12 protein-coding genes and 1 other RNA gene are annotated in these 14,708 nt (G+C 67.8%); 6 read left to right on the top strand and 7 right to left on the bottom strand.

Annotated elements, in window-relative coordinates:
• Positions 1-23: 23 nt before the first annotated feature.
• Positions 24-551 (bottom strand): pyridoxamine 5'-phosphate oxidase family protein, encoded by a 528-nt coding sequence (locus ACO0LU_RS09820; RefSeq protein WP_424791176.1) that lies wholly within the window; start codon positions 549-551, stop codon positions 24-26.
• 129 nt (positions 552-680) lie between these two features.
• Here ACO0LU_RS09820 and rnpB point away from each other — a divergent pair.
• Positions 681-1,046, top strand: an RNA gene (gene rnpB, locus ACO0LU_RS09815) — RNase P RNA component class A.
• Positions 1,047-1,150: 104 nt separating this feature from the next.
• On the opposite strand, the gene ppgK is transcribed toward rnpB, so the two are convergent.
• Positions 1,151-1,960, bottom strand: a complete 810-nt coding sequence (gene ppgK, locus ACO0LU_RS09810; RefSeq protein ID WP_424791175.1) for a polyphosphate--glucose phosphotransferase — start codon at positions 1,958-1,960, stop codon at positions 1,151-1,153.
• Positions 1,961-2,045: 85 nt separating this feature from the next.
• Here ppgK and ACO0LU_RS09805 point away from each other — a divergent pair, with 85 nt between their 5' ends.
• Positions 2,046-2,276, top strand: coding sequence for an SPOR domain-containing protein (locus tag ACO0LU_RS09805; RefSeq protein ID WP_424791174.1), 231 nt, complete (start codon positions 2,046-2,048; stop codon positions 2,274-2,276).
• Positions 2,263-3,099, top strand: a complete 837-nt coding sequence (locus ACO0LU_RS09800; RefSeq protein ID WP_424791173.1) for an N-acetylmuramoyl-L-alanine amidase family protein — start codon at positions 2,263-2,265, stop codon at positions 3,097-3,099. The genes ACO0LU_RS09805 and ACO0LU_RS09800 overlap by 14 nt, the downstream gene beginning before the upstream one ends.
• A 27-nt stretch (positions 3,100-3,126) precedes the next feature.
• Here ACO0LU_RS09800 and panB read toward each other — a convergent pair whose 3' ends face one another.
• Both panB and ACO0LU_RS09790 read right to left on the bottom strand, forming a co-directional pair.
• Positions 3,127-3,981: a 3-methyl-2-oxobutanoate hydroxymethyltransferase gene (gene panB, locus ACO0LU_RS09795; RefSeq protein WP_424791172.1), complete on the bottom strand. Its 855-nt coding sequence runs from the start codon at positions 3,979-3,981 to the stop codon at positions 3,127-3,129.
• A gap of 9 nt (positions 3,982-3,990) precedes the next feature.
• On the bottom strand, positions 3,991-5,634 hold the full coding sequence (locus ACO0LU_RS09790) for an NAD+ synthase (RefSeq protein ID WP_424791171.1): 1,644 nt from the start codon (positions 5,632-5,634) through the stop codon (positions 3,991-3,993).
• A gap of 106 nt (positions 5,635-5,740) precedes the next feature.
• On the opposite strand from ACO0LU_RS09790, the gene glnA (ACO0LU_RS09785) reads away from it, so the two are divergent.
• Both glnA (ACO0LU_RS09785) and ACO0LU_RS09780 read left to right on the top strand, forming a co-directional pair.
• The gene (glnA, locus tag ACO0LU_RS09785; protein WP_424791170.1) at positions 5,741-7,075 is read left to right on the top strand and encodes a type I glutamate--ammonia ligase; all 1,335 of its coding nucleotides are present in this window, start codon (positions 5,741-5,743) and stop codon (positions 7,073-7,075) included.
• 73 nt (positions 7,076-7,148) lie between these two features.
• Positions 7,149-10,187, top strand: coding sequence for a bifunctional [glutamine synthetase] adenylyltransferase/[glutamine synthetase]-adenylyl-L-tyrosine phosphorylase (locus ACO0LU_RS09780; RefSeq protein ID WP_424791169.1), 3,039 nt, complete (start codon positions 7,149-7,151; stop codon positions 10,185-10,187).
• A gap of 17 nt (positions 10,188-10,204) precedes the next feature.
• Here the strand turns inward: ACO0LU_RS09780 and ACO0LU_RS09775 are convergent, their stop codons facing one another.
• Complete coding sequence (locus ACO0LU_RS09775; protein WP_424791168.1) at positions 10,205-11,668, bottom strand: dihydrolipoyl dehydrogenase family protein; 1,464 nt, start codon at positions 11,666-11,668, stop codon at positions 10,205-10,207.
• 195 nt (positions 11,669-11,863) lie between these two features.
• Positions 11,864-13,288, bottom strand: coding sequence for a type I glutamate--ammonia ligase (gene glnA / locus ACO0LU_RS09770; RefSeq protein WP_424791167.1), 1,425 nt, complete (start codon positions 13,286-13,288; stop codon positions 11,864-11,866).
• Positions 13,289-13,478: 190 nt separating this feature from the next.
• Here glnA (ACO0LU_RS09770) and ACO0LU_RS09765 point away from each other — a divergent pair, with 190 nt between their 5' ends.
• Positions 13,479-13,856, top strand: coding sequence for an RDD family protein (locus ACO0LU_RS09765; protein WP_424791166.1), 378 nt, complete (start codon positions 13,479-13,481; stop codon positions 13,854-13,856).
• A gap of 130 nt (positions 13,857-13,986) precedes the next feature.
• Here the strand turns inward: ACO0LU_RS09765 and ACO0LU_RS09760 are convergent, their stop codons facing one another.
• Complete coding sequence (locus tag ACO0LU_RS09760) at positions 13,987-14,697, bottom strand: DUF4191 domain-containing protein (RefSeq protein ID WP_424791165.1); 711 nt, start codon at positions 14,695-14,697, stop codon at positions 13,987-13,989.
• Positions 14,698-14,708: the final 11 nt, after the last annotated feature.

Below are 14,708 nucleotides of genomic sequence, written 5' to 3'. Positions count from 1 at the left end.
GCGGTGGCCACCCCACGGGGGAGTCAGCCCGGGAGCCGGAACCGGGTCTGGCTGAACGGCGTGCCTTTGCTGAACGCGAGAACTTTGGTGGGCCGGACAGCGAACACCAGCACCGGTTCGGTTCCGGGCTCCGGGTCGCCCTGGTGGGCGAAACCGCCGCTCACCACGTCGTAGGGCCAGTCGAGTTCGGCCAGCCATCGGGCCGCGAGCCGGTGCAGGGTTGTGAGGTCGGTGACGCGCTCGGCGTTGCCCTCCACGGCCACGTCGAGCCCGGAGTTCATCGCAGCGGTTCCGGTGCTCAGCACGCAGGCGGGGAAACGGGCCAGGTTGACAGCCTTCTGCTCGGCTGCGCCGGTGGCGAAGTAGAGGACCCGCTCGTGCCAGATCGCCGGTAGCGGCACCGCATGTGCTCGCCCGTCTGCCCGCGTCGTGGAAAGCCAGAACATCTGCCGTTCGTGCAACAACGCACTCACCTCACGCCAGGACGGGGGACGGGCATCGGCATCCGAGAAGCGGTGGTCGAGTTCCGGTACGGGCGTTGATTCGTTCATCCAGGTCCTCCGTGTTGATGGGGTGATGTGGTGTTGACCCTGGCACAACGCAAAACTCATCGCACTGATCAGAGCAAACCCGACCGGCCGACTGGCCCGGGCGGTTTGGTGGAATAGAATGGGGGTGGATGAGTCGGCCAGGCGGTCGCGTTGCGGAGAGATCCGTGCCGAGGAACGTCCGGGCTCCACAGGGCAGGATGGTGGGTAACGCCCACCCGGGGTGACCCGCGGGACAGTGCAACAGAAAGTAGACCGCCGCATCTCGGTGCGGTAAGGGTGAAACGGTGGTGTAAGAGACCACCAGCACACCGGGTGACCGGTGTGGCTAGGTAAACCCCATCCGGAGCAAGACCAGACAGGAAACGCCTGAGGGCTGTCCGCCCGAGTTTCCGGGTAGGTCGCTGGAGGCCTGCGGCAACGCAGGCCCTAGATGGATGGCCGCCCCCGGGGCGTACGCCCCGGCGACAGAACCCGGCGTACCGGCCGACTCATCCACTTCCCGAGCCAGCTGGTTCCGGCCCGCTCCTACCCGCCCGGGTTCTACCCCGGAACCCACGAATCCCCTCACGCCGGCCAACCCGTCGCTACGGTGGAGTTCCTCAGGCCTCTGCTTCGGCGGCCATGATCGCTGCGCCGATAATGCCGGCCTTGTTCCTCAGGTGAGCCGGCACGATCGGGGCATTGGTCGTCAGCAACGGCACGAACTTCTTGTGGTCCTTGCTGACTCCACCACCGAAGACGAACAGGTCCGGGGAGAAGAGCAACTCGACGTGGGTCATGTAGCGCTGCAGGTTCACCACCCACTGCTCATAGGACCACCCCATCTTGTCCTTCACACCGGACGAGGCGATCTTCTCGGCGCTGTCGCCGTCCATGATCAGGTGGCCCAGTTCGGTGTTCGGCACCAGTACGGAGTTATGGATCAGCGCGCTACCGATCCCGGTGCCCAGCGTCAGCACCAGCACCACCCCGGGCACATCCTTGGCAGCCCCGTACCGCATCTCCGCGTATCCGGCGGCGTCGGCGTCATTGATGATGTGTGCTGCGCGGCCCGTGTGGGTTTCGACCACCTCGGCCAGGTCGGTGCCGACCCAGTCGGAGTGCATGTTCGCCGCGGTCGCGATCACGTCGTGCTGGACGACGCCGGGGAAGGTCACTCCGATCGGGACCTGCTCGGGCAGGTCGAATCGCTCCACGATCGTCCTCAGGATCAGCCCCACCGCCTCGGGTGTGGACTCCTTCGGGGTGGGGAGGCGGAACCGGTCCGCCAGGAATCTGCCGGTGTTCAGGTTGACGGGCGCGCCCTTGATTCCCGAACCGCCGATGTCGATACCGAAGCCGATGGCGTCCGCCTCGAGGGAATGTTCCGTGGAGAGGTTCATGGTGGCCTTGTCGGTTCCTTTGCTCACGTGTGAAGGGAGCGTGCGTGGCAAACGCTATCCAGGCATCGCCGGTCCATGCCATAATCTAGCTTGCCATCAAAGGAGGTCGGTCGTGGCTGAGCACGCAGACGACTCCGTGGAACGCAAGTACTACTTCAACGTCAGCACCGGTAAGGTCGAACAGGGTTACGTCAGTGGCGTGAGCCACCGAATGGGGCCCTATGACACACCGGAGGAAGCCGCCCGTGCACTGAAGACCGCGCGGGAGCGTAACGCTGAATGGGAGGCCGAGGAGGAGCGTGAGCGCGCCTGGGCCGAAGGTGAGGATGATGACGGAGTGTAATCAGGCCCCCCGGCGCGGGATGCCCAGGCTGGGTCGGGCCATCGCGTTGCTGTGCGCGTTGGTCCTCGGGCTCGGCTTTGCCGCGCCCGCTCTCGCCGACCCCGGCGACGACGGCGGGCTGGACCTGAACCGATACAGCAAGTGGACTCGCCCCCTCCAGGGCGTGGTGGTGGCACTGGACCCGGGGCACAACGGTGGCAACTTCGGCGATCTGCGCGCCATCTCCCAACGAGTCTCCGACGGCCGTGGCGGTTTCACGGCCTGTGACACGCTCGGAACCTCCACCATGGACGGGTACACCGAACACGAACTCGCCTACGACGTGGCGCAGGTGCTGACCGAGCGGCTGGAGTACCTGGGCGCGACGGTGCTGTCCACGCGTACCGACGACCACAGCATCGGGCCGTGCGTGGACGTGCGCGGGCGGTTCGCCGAGGACAACGACGTTGACATCCTGTTGTCGCTGCACGCCAGCAGCAACCAGGACCGCACCCGGTCCGGGTTCCACGTGGTGGTGGCTGACCCGGCGCTCTCGCCGTCCCAGGACGGGCCCAGCCGGCGGCTCGCCGAAGCCGTCGTCGAGGGCATGGGTGCGGCCGGCCTACAGCCACACCCCGGGCTTGACGACGCCATCGCCGAACGCTCCGACCTGGCGACCCTGAACTTTGCGCGACGTCCCGCGGTGCAGGTGGAACTGGGCGAGATGCAGAACCCGGCCGATGCCGAGTCGATGACCTCGGCGCAGGGCCGTCTCATCTATGCCGAGGCACTGGCCGAGGGCGTGCTGCTCTGGCAAGAGGGCCTCGACGCCGGTCGGAACTGAGCCCCCGGACGTCCGAGCCGGTAGGCTCTACTCCCAGTAGGTGTGCTCGGCCGCCGGGAACGACCCGTCCCGGACTTCAGCGGCGTAGGCCTGGGCCGCGTTCTTCAACTCGGTGCCGATCTGGGCGAACTGCTTGGCGAACCGCGGCGCCCAGGATCCCATACCGGCCATGTCCAACCAGACGAGCACCTGGCCGTCACACCCCGCACCGGCACCGATGCCGATGGTGGGGATGCGCAACTGGTCGCTGATCCGTTGCGCCACCGGGGCCGGCACCATCTCCAGCACCACACCGATCACGCCGGCCTCCTGCAGGGCCAGCGCGTCGGCCAGCAACGCCCCGGCGGCGTCCTCACCACGTCCCTGCACCCGCTTGCCGCCCAGGATGTTCTCCGACTGCGGCGTCAGACCCAGGTGCCCGAAGACGGGGATGCCGCCCTCGGTGAGGAGTTTGGCGTGGGCGGCGACCCGTCGTCCTCCTTCGATCTTCACCGCATGTGCCCCGCCTTCCTTGAGCATGCGAGCGGCGGACTCCCACGCTTGCGTGGGGGAGGCCTCGTAGGAGCCGAACGGCAGATCGGCCACCACCATGGGGCGCGCGGTGGCCCGGGTCACCGCCCGGACGGCAGGGATGAGTTCGTCCATGGTGACCGGGATCGTATTGGGGTGGCCGAGCATATTGTCGCCGATGGAATCACCCACGAGCAGGATGTCGATCCCGGCCTCGTCGAAGATCCGAGCAGTCATCGCGTCGTAGGCGGTCAGCATGGTCAGTCGCTCACCGGCTGCCTTGGCGGCCTCCAGATGCTGCACCCGCACCCGCCTGGGGCGTTGGGCGTTCACCGGGGGCAGGGCAGAGGTGGGCTCGGTCGGCTCAGGCATGACGCCAGCCTACCGGGGTGCTTGCTCCCGGAAGCCGCCGGTGACGGGCAACCGTCGGTCCCGGCCGAAGGCCATCGAGGTCACCTTCGGTCCCAGGGGATACTGGCGGCGCTTCCACTCCGCCTGGTCCACCAGATCGACCACCAGATCGACCACCTCGACCGCGAATCCCTCCTGCGCGAGTTGGGCACGGCTCTGGTTCCGTTCCACATACGCTTCCAGCACCGCGTCGAGGACGGCGTAGTCGGGCAGGGAGTCGGTGTCGCGCTGATCGGGGCGCAATTCGGCGGAGGGCTCCTTGGTGATGGTGTTCTCCGGGATCGGTTCCACCTGCCCGTCCCGGCGGGCACGTTCGTTGCGGTAGCGGGCCAGTTCCCACACCCGCGACTTCGATACGTCCTTGATCGGCGCGTACCCGCCCACCGCGTCGCCGTAGATGGTGGAGTAGCCCACCGCGAGCTCGCTCTTGTTCCCCGGCGCGAGTACCAGGTGATGCTCGCTGTTGGACACTGCCATCAGGATCAAACCCCGAATGCGGGCCTGCAGGTTCTCCTCGGCCACCCCCTCCAGGCGCAGTTGAGCCTGGAAGGCATCGAAGAGGTCGGCGATGCCAACCGTGCGGAAGTTCTGCTCCGGCATGCCCAACCGCCGGGCCAGGTCGGCGGCGTCGTCGCGGGAGTGCTCCGAGGAGTAGGCCGAGGGCATCGAGATCCCCACCACCGCCTCAGGGCCGAGTGCATCGGCTGCGATCGCGGCCACGAGTGCCGAATCGATGCCGCCGGACAGGCCCAGCACCACCGAGGCGAAGTTGTTCTTGCGCGCGTAATCACCCAGGCCGAGCACGAGAGCCTGGTACATCTGATCCGGGTCCGAACCCGCGGGCGCCACAGCCTGCCCCGGACCCCCGGCCAGCTCCACGGTCACGACCTCCTCACGGAACATCGAGGCCCGGGACAGGACCTGTCCACCGGCGTCCACAGCGAAGGAGCCGCCGTCGAAGACCAGGTCGTCCTGGCCGCCGATCAGGTTGACGTAGACCACCGGGCAGCCGAGTTCATCGGCTCGCCGGCCCACCAGTTCGGCGCGCTGATCGGTCTTGCCCCGTTCGTACGGGGAGCCGTTGAGCACCAGCAACCCGGCCAGGTCCGCTCCGGCCAGGTCCTCGATGACGTTGCCGTCGCGCCAGATGTCCTCACAGATCGCCAGACCGAGCCGGTGCGCACCGACCCGGATGGTCCCCGCCTGCGTCCCGGGTGCGAAGATGCGGTACTCATCGAACACCCCGTAGTTGGGTAGATGCTGCTTGGTGTAGGTGTACTCGATCCCGCCGTGTTGCAGCACCAGGGCGGTGTTCGTAGGCCGGCCGTCGGGGGCGGAGCCCAGGGACCCGACGACGACGGCGACCTCGCCCAAACCGTCGGCCCGCAGGTCCCGGGCCAGCTCGGCCGCGCCGGCCTGGGCAGCCTCGCGAAAGGACGTGCGCAGCGCCAGGTCCTCGATCGGGTAACCCGTCAGGGCCATCTCCCCGAAGACCACCACGGTGGCGCCCTGGCGGGCGGCCGTGGCGGTGTGGGCGCGCACGAGGGCGGCGTTGCCGTCCAGGTCCCCCACAGTCGGATTGACCTGGGCCATAGCGACGCGTAGAGCATTCATGCGGCCCATCGTAGAACGCATGAACCCGCGATGACCTGCCATGATGTAAACCCGCACGGTGGCCAACCCGGGCGGGCGGCCCGATCCGAGTGGAGGTGCCCAAACGATGGACCAGCAAGCCGAGCATGTCCTGCGGGTGGTGGAAGAACGAGACGTCCGCTTCATCAGGTTGTGGTTCACCGACGTGTTGGGCACGTTGAAGTCGGTGGCGATCGCGCCGGCGGAGTTGGAGAACGCCTTCAGCGAGGGCATCGGATTCGATGGCAGTTCGATCCAGGGCCTGGCCCGGATCTCCGAATCGGACATGCTGGCCAGGCCGGATGCCTCGACCTTCCAGTTGCTTCCCGGCAGGGACAGCCCGCACACCGCACGGATCTTCTGCGACATCCTTACCCCGGAGGGGGAGCCGGCGCCGGCCGACCCACGCGCTGTCCTCAAGCGCGCTCTGGGCGTGGCCGCCGAGGACGGATTCACCTTCTACACCCACCCCGAGATCGAGTTCTACCTGTTCCACCTGAACGAGGACGAGACCGCCCCGCTGGTTCCGGTGGATACTGCCGGGTACTTCGACCACGTGGCGCGCGGCCAGAAGGGGCACGACTTCAGACGCGAGGCGATCTCGCTGCTGGAGTCCATGGGCATCTCGGTGGAGTTCTCCCACCACGAGGCCGGCCCGGGCCAGAACGAGATCGACCTTCGCTATGCCGATGCCCTGTCCACGGCGGACAACATCATGACGTTTCGGACCCTGGTGAAGGAACTGGCCCTGGAACGAGATTTCCAGGCCACCTTCATGCCCAAGCCGCTTCAGGGCGAGCCCGGTTCCGGGATGCATACCCACCTGTCCTTGTTCGAGGACGATGTGAACGCCTTTCACGCCCCGGGGGCCGAGTACCAGCTCTCACCCACCGCGCGCTCCTTCATGGCCGGACTGCTGCGGCACAGTCACGAGATCGCGGCGGTGACCAACCAGTTCGTGAACTCCTACAAGCGCCTCTGGGGTGGCCGCGAGGCGCCCAGCTATGTCTGTTGGGGTCACAACAATCGCTCGGCGCTGGTGCGGGTGCCGATGTACAAACCCCTCAAGGGCCAGTCGGTGCGAGCCGAGTACCGCGGCCTGGACGCCGCCGCCAACCCCTACCTGGCCTTCGCGGTGCTGTTGCGCGCGGGCCTGAAGGGGGTACAGGAGAAGTACGAACTGCCCGAGGAGGCCGAGGACAACGTCTGGGCCCTGTCCGACGGGGAACGCCGGGCCCTCGGGATCGATCCGCTGCCGGGCAGCCTGGAGCAGGCCTGCCGGGTGATGGAGTCCTCCGAACTGGTGGCCGACACACTCGGGGAGTCGGTGTTCCAGTACTTCCTGGAGAACAAGTACCACGAGTGGGATGCCTACCGGGCTCAGGTCAGCCCGTTCGAGTTGTCCCGGATCGGGCTGATCTGACCGGGGGCAGGATCGGCTCGTCGGCGCCATCGCCACGGGACCGGTCGCCTGCCCCGGTGGATAAGGAGATGTGATGCGCACGGAGTCGCCCACGCGGCTGCTGGCGCGTGCAGGGTTCACCGATATCGGGCGTGCCCGGCAATTGTTCGCAGACCCGGTACTGGCACCGCTGCTGGAGTGTGGCGTGGATCCTTCCGCAGCCGGCGACGCCCCGGCTGATTTGGTGGCCGACCTGGGCAGGGTGGCGGATCCGGACCTCGCCCTGCTCACTCTGGTGCGGTTGGTCGATGCGGCGGCCGAGCGAGAACCGTTGTATGAGCTGCTCTCGGAGGCAGCGCCGGTGCGATCGCGATTACTCGCCGTGCTGGGTGGGTCGGCGGCACTGGGGGACTGGCTGGTGGCGCACCCGGTGGCGGTGCAGATGCTCAGCGGCGCCGGTGAGAGATTGCAGATGCCCGCAGAGCGGGTCCGACGGCGACTGCTCACCGCAGCCGGCGCCGACCCCGACGATGCGGTCCCCGTGGGGGCCAGCCCGGGGGAGGGGGCACTGGATTCCTGGCGGCGTGCCTACCGGCGCGAACTCATGCTGATCGCGTCCGAGGACCTGACCGCGCCGGATCCCGAGGCCCTGCAGCCCCAGGTGTCAGCGGCATTGAGCGACCTGGCCGCTGCCGCGTTGGAAGGCGCGCTGGCGCTGGCCCGGGCCGAACTGGGGGACCAGGCCCGCGATGTCCGCCTCGCGGTGCTGGGAATGGGTAAGTCCGGGGGGCGCGAACTCAACTACGTCTCCGACGTCGATGTGATCTACGTGGTGGAACCGGCCGGGGACCGCACCGAGGACGACGCGGTGCGGGTCGGCACCAAACTTGCCGCCGCGCTGGCGAAGATGTGCTCGCGGCCGGCGAAGGAGCCACCGCTGTGGGAGGTTGATGCCGCCCTGCGGCCGGAGGGTAGGAACGGGCCGCTGGTGCGCACGCTGGCCTCGCACGTGACCTACTACGAACGGTGGGCGAAGACCTGGGAATTCCAGGCCCTGCTCAAGGCACGCCCGGCGGCCGGGGATGCCGAACTGGGCCGGGCGTACGTCGAGGCCCTGGCACCGATGGTGTGGGAGGCGGTGAACCGGGAGAACTTCGTGGAGGATTCCCAGGCGATGCGTCGCCGGGTGGAGGAGCACGTGCCTGCCGCGGAGGCGGACCGGCAGATCAAGCTGGGCCGCGGGGGACTGCGGGACGTGGAGTTCACCGTCCAGTTGCTGCAGTTGGTGCACGGGCGTCTGGATCCCGACCTGCGCTCGGCCAACACCCTGGAGGCGTTGGCCGAATTGTCCGCGGCTGGGTACGTGGGCCGCGACCACGCTGTGGAACTGGGGGAGTGTTACCGCTTCCTCCGGCTCCTGGAGCACCGGATCCAGTTGCACCGAATGCGGCGAACACACCTGTTTCCCACCGCGGAGGAGGACCTGCGCCGGCTGGCCCGGTCGCTGGGACACGGCGGCACCGGGGTGGAGGAGTTGACCGAGCGATGGCGCACCACGCGGGTACGGGTGCGAGCACTGCACAAGGAGTTGTTCTACCGGCCGCTGCTTCCGGCCACAGCACGGCTGTCGGCCGATGAGGCAGGGCTCTCACCGGAGTCGGCCGCGGCCCGCCTGGCGGCGATCGGTTACCGCGACCCTGCCGGTGCGCTACGGCACATTGCCGCGTTGTCCACCGGGTACTCCCGTCGTGCCAAGATCCAGCGGCAACTGCTGCCGGTGCTGCTGGGCTGGTTTGCCGAGGGCGCCGATCCGGACCAGGGATTGTTGTCCTTCCGGAAACTCTCCGAGGAACTGGGTGCCACCCACTGGTACCTGAAGATGCTGCGCGATTCCGGCGTGGCCGGTAAGCGCCTGGCCCAGTTGCTCTCGGGTAGTAAGTACGTGGCCGCGAATCTGATCCGCTCACCCGACTCGGTGGCCTGGCTGGGCGACGACGGCGAGTTACGCCCCCGTTCACTGGAGTCGCTCTGGCAGAGCCTGGACGCGATGCTGCAGCGACGGGAGGACCCGGAGGGCGCCACCAGAACGGTGCGTTACATCCGTCGGCGGGAACTGACCCGGGGCGCGATCGCGGACGTGTTGCACGGCGTACGAGTAGAGGCGATGAGTGAGATCATCGCACCCGCGGCGGATCTCGCCCTTCGAGGTGCACTACGGATCGCCACACAGGAAACCGCACCGCAGATGGGCCTGGATACCGACCCTGGCGAGTTCCTCATCGTGGCGATGGGCCGCCTCGGTGGCCAGGAGGTGGGGTATGCCTCCGATGCCGATGTACTGTTCGTCCACGAGCCGCACCCGGGCGTCGACGAGCAGTTGGCCCAGAAGTGGGCCCTGACCGTTGCCGGTCGCGTCCGCAGCCTGCTCGGTTCCACCGCGTCCGAACCAGCACTACCGGTCGACGCCGCGTTGCGCCCGGAGGGCAAGAACGGGCCGATGGTGCGCACACTGTCCTCCTACGCCGAGTACTACCAGCGCTGGGCCCAGGGGTGGGAGCGCCAGGCGCTGCTGCGCGCCCGCCCGGTGGCAGGCAACAGCGAGCTCGCGCGATCCTTCGCCGACATGATCGACCCGTTGCGCTATCCCGAGGGAGGCCTGGATGGGTCCGAGGTGCGCGAACTGCGCCGGATCAAGGCCCGGGTGGAGGATGAGCGAATGCCCCGGGGGGTCTCCTCCGCCCACCACCTGAAACTGGGCCGCGGTGGCCTGTCCGACGTGGAGTGGACGGTGCAGTTGTTCCAACTCCAGCACGGCCACGCGGTATCGGGCCTGCGCGAGACCGAGACGCTCGGGCCGTTGCGGGCCGCCCGGGACGCGGACCTGATCAGCCCGGGCGATGAAGTCAGGATGCGTGAGGCCTGGGAGTTGGCCTCACGCCTGCGCAACGCGAACGTACTGGCCACTGGCCGGCCGAACCTGCAGCGGGTCGACGTGTTTCCCGCTGGTGAGGAGCTGACCGTTGCCTCTCGATTGATGGGATACAGCCCTGGTCACGCGACGGACCTGGAAGCCGATTGGCTACGCGCCTCCCGGCGATGCCGCACCGTGGTGGAGCGCCTCTTCTTCGGCTGAGCCGGCCGCCGTCGCGGTCAGAGCCCGTATTCCTCCAGGAGCCGCAGCCACACCTCGCTGATCGTGGGGAAGGCGGGCACCGCATGCCATAGCCGATCCAGCCCCACCTGTCCCACCACGGCGACGGTGGCGGCGTGTAGGAGTTCGGACGCAGCCGGGCCCACAAATGTCGCGCCCACCACCACTCGGCGCTCCGGTTCGATCACCAGGCAGGCAGCACCGCTGCTTGCACCCTGGCTCGCACCCGCCAGGGACGCCCCGGCGACCTGGTCCATACCCACCGTCACCACCTCAGTGGTCAAGCCTGCTCGCTGCGCCTGTTCCTCGGTGTAGCCCACGCAGGCCACCTCCGGGCGGGTGAAGATCACCTGGGGCTCCCCTGCTCCGGTGGATCTGACCCGCAGCGGGCTCCATGGAGCGTCCGGCTCGCCGTCGGAGCCGGCGCCGCTGGGCTCGGCAGCACCGAACCGGTGGGCGATCACGTCTCCGACCACCCGGGCGACGTACTTGCCCTGGTGGGTGGTGTGTGTGGCGCCGGTGACGTCCCCGGCGGCGTACAACCAGTCGCCCTCGACGCCGCTGACCCGCCCGGTCTCATCGGTGGCCAGTGTCTCGTGCTCGGCCCACCCGATGCTGTCCAGGCCCAGGCCACCGGTGCGCGGCCGGCGCCCCGTGGCTACGAGGACCTCAGCAGCCCGGACCCGCCCGGCGGCATCGGTATCCAGCAGCACGCCGTCGTCGGTTCTGTGCACACCGGTCACGGAGGTATTCAGATGCACCTGCACACCCATGGCGTCCAGGCTCTCCGCGACGGCTGCGCCGGCGAACGGCTCGGTACCGGACAGCAGCCGGCCGCCCCGCACCAGCATCGTGACCTGGCAACCCAGATCCGCCAGCGCGGTCGCCATCTCGGTGGCGACCACGCCACCACCGATCACCGCCACGGAGTCGGGCACCTCGCGCAGTTCGGTGACTTCCCGATTCGTCCACGGGCCGGCGCTCCGCAGGCCCGGGACGTCCGGGACGACGGGACCGGAGCCGGTGGCTACTACGACGGCGTCGTTGGCCTGCAGGATGAGGTCGTCCGCACCACCGCTCCCGTCGACCCGGACCCGGCGGACCCCGGCGATGCTGCCGTGCCCCCGGACCAGGTCCAGCCCGGCATCGGCGAGCCACTGCACCTGTGCCGCATCGTCCCAGTGCTGGGTGAACTCATCACGGCCGGCCAGTGCTGCCCGCACGTCCACCCCGCCGGTGATCGCCTCAGTGGCCCCGGGCACGGACCGGGCAGCCGCCAGCGCCGCGCCCGGTCGGAGCAGCGCCTTTGACGGCATGCACGCCCAGTAGGAGCACTCGCCGCCGACCAACTCATGTTCCACCACGGCTACGCTCAAGCCGGACCGGCCGGCCCGGTCGGCGGCGTTCTCACCGACCGGGCCGGCCCCGATCACGATGACGTCGTAGGTTCTGTGCTCTGGCATCGCCGACCTCCCATGGGTGCTCCCACCCCATGATGGGCCGGGTCACCGCCTCGCGCGCGGTAAGGCAGCGGGCTCGCTGCGCGCACTCCTCACAGGTGGTGCTTGGTCACGACCTGTTTGCGGGGCTCGCTGCGCTCACTCCTCACAGGTGGCGCTTGGTCGCGACCTGTTTGCGGGGCTCGCTGCGCTCACTCCTCACAGGTCGTAATACAGGGCGAACTCGTGCGGGTGGGGGCGCTGGCGCAGCGAATCGATCTCCTCGGTGCGCTTGTATTCGATCCAGGTCTCGATCAGGTCCGGGGTGAAGACATCGCCCTCGGTGAGGTAGTCGTGATCATCGGCCAGTGCGGCGAGGGCGCCCTCCAAGGAGGCTGGAACCTGGGCGATCGCATTGTGCTCCTCGGGAGGCAGTTCGTACAGGTCCTTGTCGATGGGCTCGGGGGGTTCGATGCGGTTGCGGATGCCGTCCAGACCGGCCATCAGCATTGCCGAGAACGCCAGGTACGGGTTCGCTGAGGGATCGGGCACGCGGAACTCCACGCGCTTGGACTTCGGGGAGCTACCCGTGATCGGGATGCGGATGCAGGCCGAGCGGTTGCGGGCCGAGTAGACCAGGTTCACCGGCGCCTCGAAGCCGGGGACCAGGCGGCGGAAGGAGTTCGTGGACGGGTTGGTAAAGGCCACCAACGACGGTGCGTGAGACAGGAGCCCGCCGATGTACCAGCGGGCGGTGTCCGACAGGCCGCCGTATCCCTGTTCGTCGAAGAACAGCGGCTCGCCGTCCTTCCACAGCGACTGATGGGAGTGCATACCGGACCCGTTGTCCCCATACAGAGGCTTGGGCATGAACGTCGCGGACTTACCGTTGTGCCAGGCGACGTTCTTGACGATGTACTTGAACTTCATCAGGTCATCGGCTGCAGCACGCAGCGTGTTGAACTGGTAGTTGATCTCCTGCTGCCCGGCGGTGCCGACCTCGTGGTGGGCGCGTTCGGGCACCAACCCGACCTCGCGGAGCATCGAGACCATGGAGTCACGCAGGTCGGCGAACTGGTCGTTCGGCGGCACCGGGAAGTACCCGCCCTTGTAGCGCGTCTTATAGCCGAGGTTGCCACCATCCTCCTCGCGACCGGTGTTCCATGCCGCTTCGACCGAGTCGATGTGATAAAAGCCCGAGTGCTGGGTGGTGCCGTAGCGGATGTCATCGAACAGGTAGAACTCCGCCTCCGGCCCGAAGAAGACCGTGTCGGCGATTCCGGTGGAGTTCAGGAAGGCCTCGGCCTTTGCGGCGACGTTGCGGGGATCGCGGGAGTAGGGCTCATCGGTGAACGGGTCCACGATGGAGAAGTTGACAACCAGGGTCTTGTGCGTCCGGAACGGGTCCACGAACGCGCTGGAGACATCCGGGACCAGTTTCATATCGGACTCATGGATGGCCTGGAACCCACGGATGGAGGACCCGTCGAACATCAGGCCATCGGAGAAGGCGCCCTCCTCGAACGCTTCCACCGGGATGTTGAAGTGCTGCATCACCCCCGGCAGGTCGCAGAACCGGACGTCGACGAACTCCACGCCTTCGTCCTTGGTGAAGGCGATGGCTTCTTCAGCGCTGCTGAACATGCGGGCTTCTCCTTGATTGATGAGACCCATACGGGGTGCTTTGCGGCAATGCGAGTGTTATGGCTTGGGCATTATATTCACATGGTGCGGTGTTTAGGTATAGCAGGCGCAGTGTTGAGGTTGCTTGCGTCGGACTGCCGTGTCCGGGGAGGGGAGGGAGGTAGCCGGCGGCTCGTACTACCGTGGAGCGGTGACGAGTGAGCCTACTGAGCCTGCGAGCCTGGAACCCCAGGCACGGAACTTCTGGGGCCGTCGAGTGCTGGCGATCCTGGTGGACTGGTTCGCCTCGATGGCCGTAGCACTGGTGTTCTTCGCAGCGGATCCGTTGGCGAACCTGGCGATTTTCGCCGTCACCACGTGGGTGCTGCAGGCCACCCTGGGCACCACGATCGGGCACCGACTCGTGGGCGTGGCCACCCGGACCGAGCAGGGGACCACGCCCGGATTCCGGCGCGCCCTGATCCGCACGGTGGCCCTGTGCCTGTTGTTCCCGCCGATCATCACCGATGCGCACGGCCGTGGCTTGCACGAACGCTGGTCCGGCACCCACATCGTGACGTTGCGCTGAGGTCGCAGCCAACAGGTCCGCGACCGCAGGAGGTGCAGCGGCCGTCTCGCAAGCGCAGTCAGGGCAGGTAGCGCGCCAGGACCGACGAGGAGGAGTCGCCTCGCTGGTGATCCCGGTTGCCTGCGCGATCTTATCTGCCCCGCATTCCCTTGCGGTCCGGGCGCATCTTGGTGATGTCGACGCCTTTCGGGATGGGCAGGCGGCCAGAGCGCAATGCCCGCAGCCGCTTGGACACCTCCGCCACCTCGACCTTGGTCAGTTTCGGCTTCTGCCGCTGGACCGCCTTGGCGATCTTGGGCAGCGGGACCTGGCCCTCCTCTCGGCCGCACTGCAGCAGGATGATCGGAACGTTCGGCAGCACCCGGGCCACCTTGCGTCGCTCGGCCTCGAGCAACCGCTTCAGCCGGTGCGGCGGGCCCTCACCGATCAGCACCACACCGGGACGGCCCACGGCGCGGAAGACCAGGTCCTGGCTGCGCGGATCCACCGCGATCGGCTCCTCCTCGATGTTCCAGCCACGACGGATGGTGCCGAGCGCGGAGCCGGTCGCGCCGGGCCGGCCCTCGATCCGCTCGTAGGCCACCGACTCGGCCCATCTGGAGAGTAGGAACATCGCCCCGAGCAGGGTGAAGGGGAACACCAGCACGGGGACGTAGATCGGGAATCCGATCAACTGCCCCAGGACGGCGCCGACGGCGGTGCCGCCCACGATGATCAGCAGGATCCACCAGGTGATCGACGGCCGCGCCTTGCGAACCATCGTGAAGATCTCCCAGAGCTGGTGGTACCAGCGCCGCTTCTTCACCTTTGGCGTCTTATCGGATGCGTCTTTCTTGGCCATGATGCCCCCAG

It is taken from the genome of Pseudactinotalea sp. Z1748, assembly GCF_049725185.1.
In the GTDB taxonomy this organism is placed as follows: domain Bacteria; phylum Actinomycetota; class Actinomycetes; order Actinomycetales; family Beutenbergiaceae; genus CALKWS01.
Note: the sequence above shows the minus strand (reverse complement) of the source record. Positions and strands in the feature narration are given on the sequence as shown.

Coding starts and splice junctions, on each gene's coding strand:
- ACO0LU_RS09775 (WP_424791168.1), bottom strand. CDS start 11,668: ATGCCAGAGCACAGAACCTACGACGTCATCGTGATCGGGGCCGGCCCG.
- ACO0LU_RS09760 (WP_424791165.1), bottom strand. CDS start 14,697: ATGGCCAAGAAAGACGCATCCGATAAGACGCCAAAGGTGAAGAAGCGG.
- ACO0LU_RS09820 (WP_424791176.1), bottom strand. CDS start 551: ATGAACGAATCAACGCCCGTACCGGAACTCGACCACCGCTTCTCGGAT.
- ACO0LU_RS09800 (WP_424791173.1), top strand. CDS start 2,263: ATGACGGAGTGTAATCAGGCCCCCCGGCGCGGGATGCCCAGGCTGGGT.
- ACO0LU_RS09780 (WP_424791169.1), top strand. CDS start 7,149: ATGCGCACGGAGTCGCCCACGCGGCTGCTGGCGCGTGCAGGGTTCACC.
- glnA (WP_424791170.1), top strand. CDS start 5,741: ATGGACCAGCAAGCCGAGCATGTCCTGCGGGTGGTGGAAGAACGAGAC.
- ACO0LU_RS09790 (WP_424791171.1), bottom strand. CDS start 5,634: ATGAATGCTCTACGCGTCGCTATGGCCCAGGTCAATCCGACTGTGGGG.
- glnA (WP_424791167.1), bottom strand. CDS start 13,288: ATGTTCAGCAGCGCTGAAGAAGCCATCGCCTTCACCAAGGACGAAGGC.
- panB (WP_424791172.1), bottom strand. CDS start 3,981: ATGCCTGAGCCGACCGAGCCCACCTCTGCCCTGCCCCCGGTGAACGCC.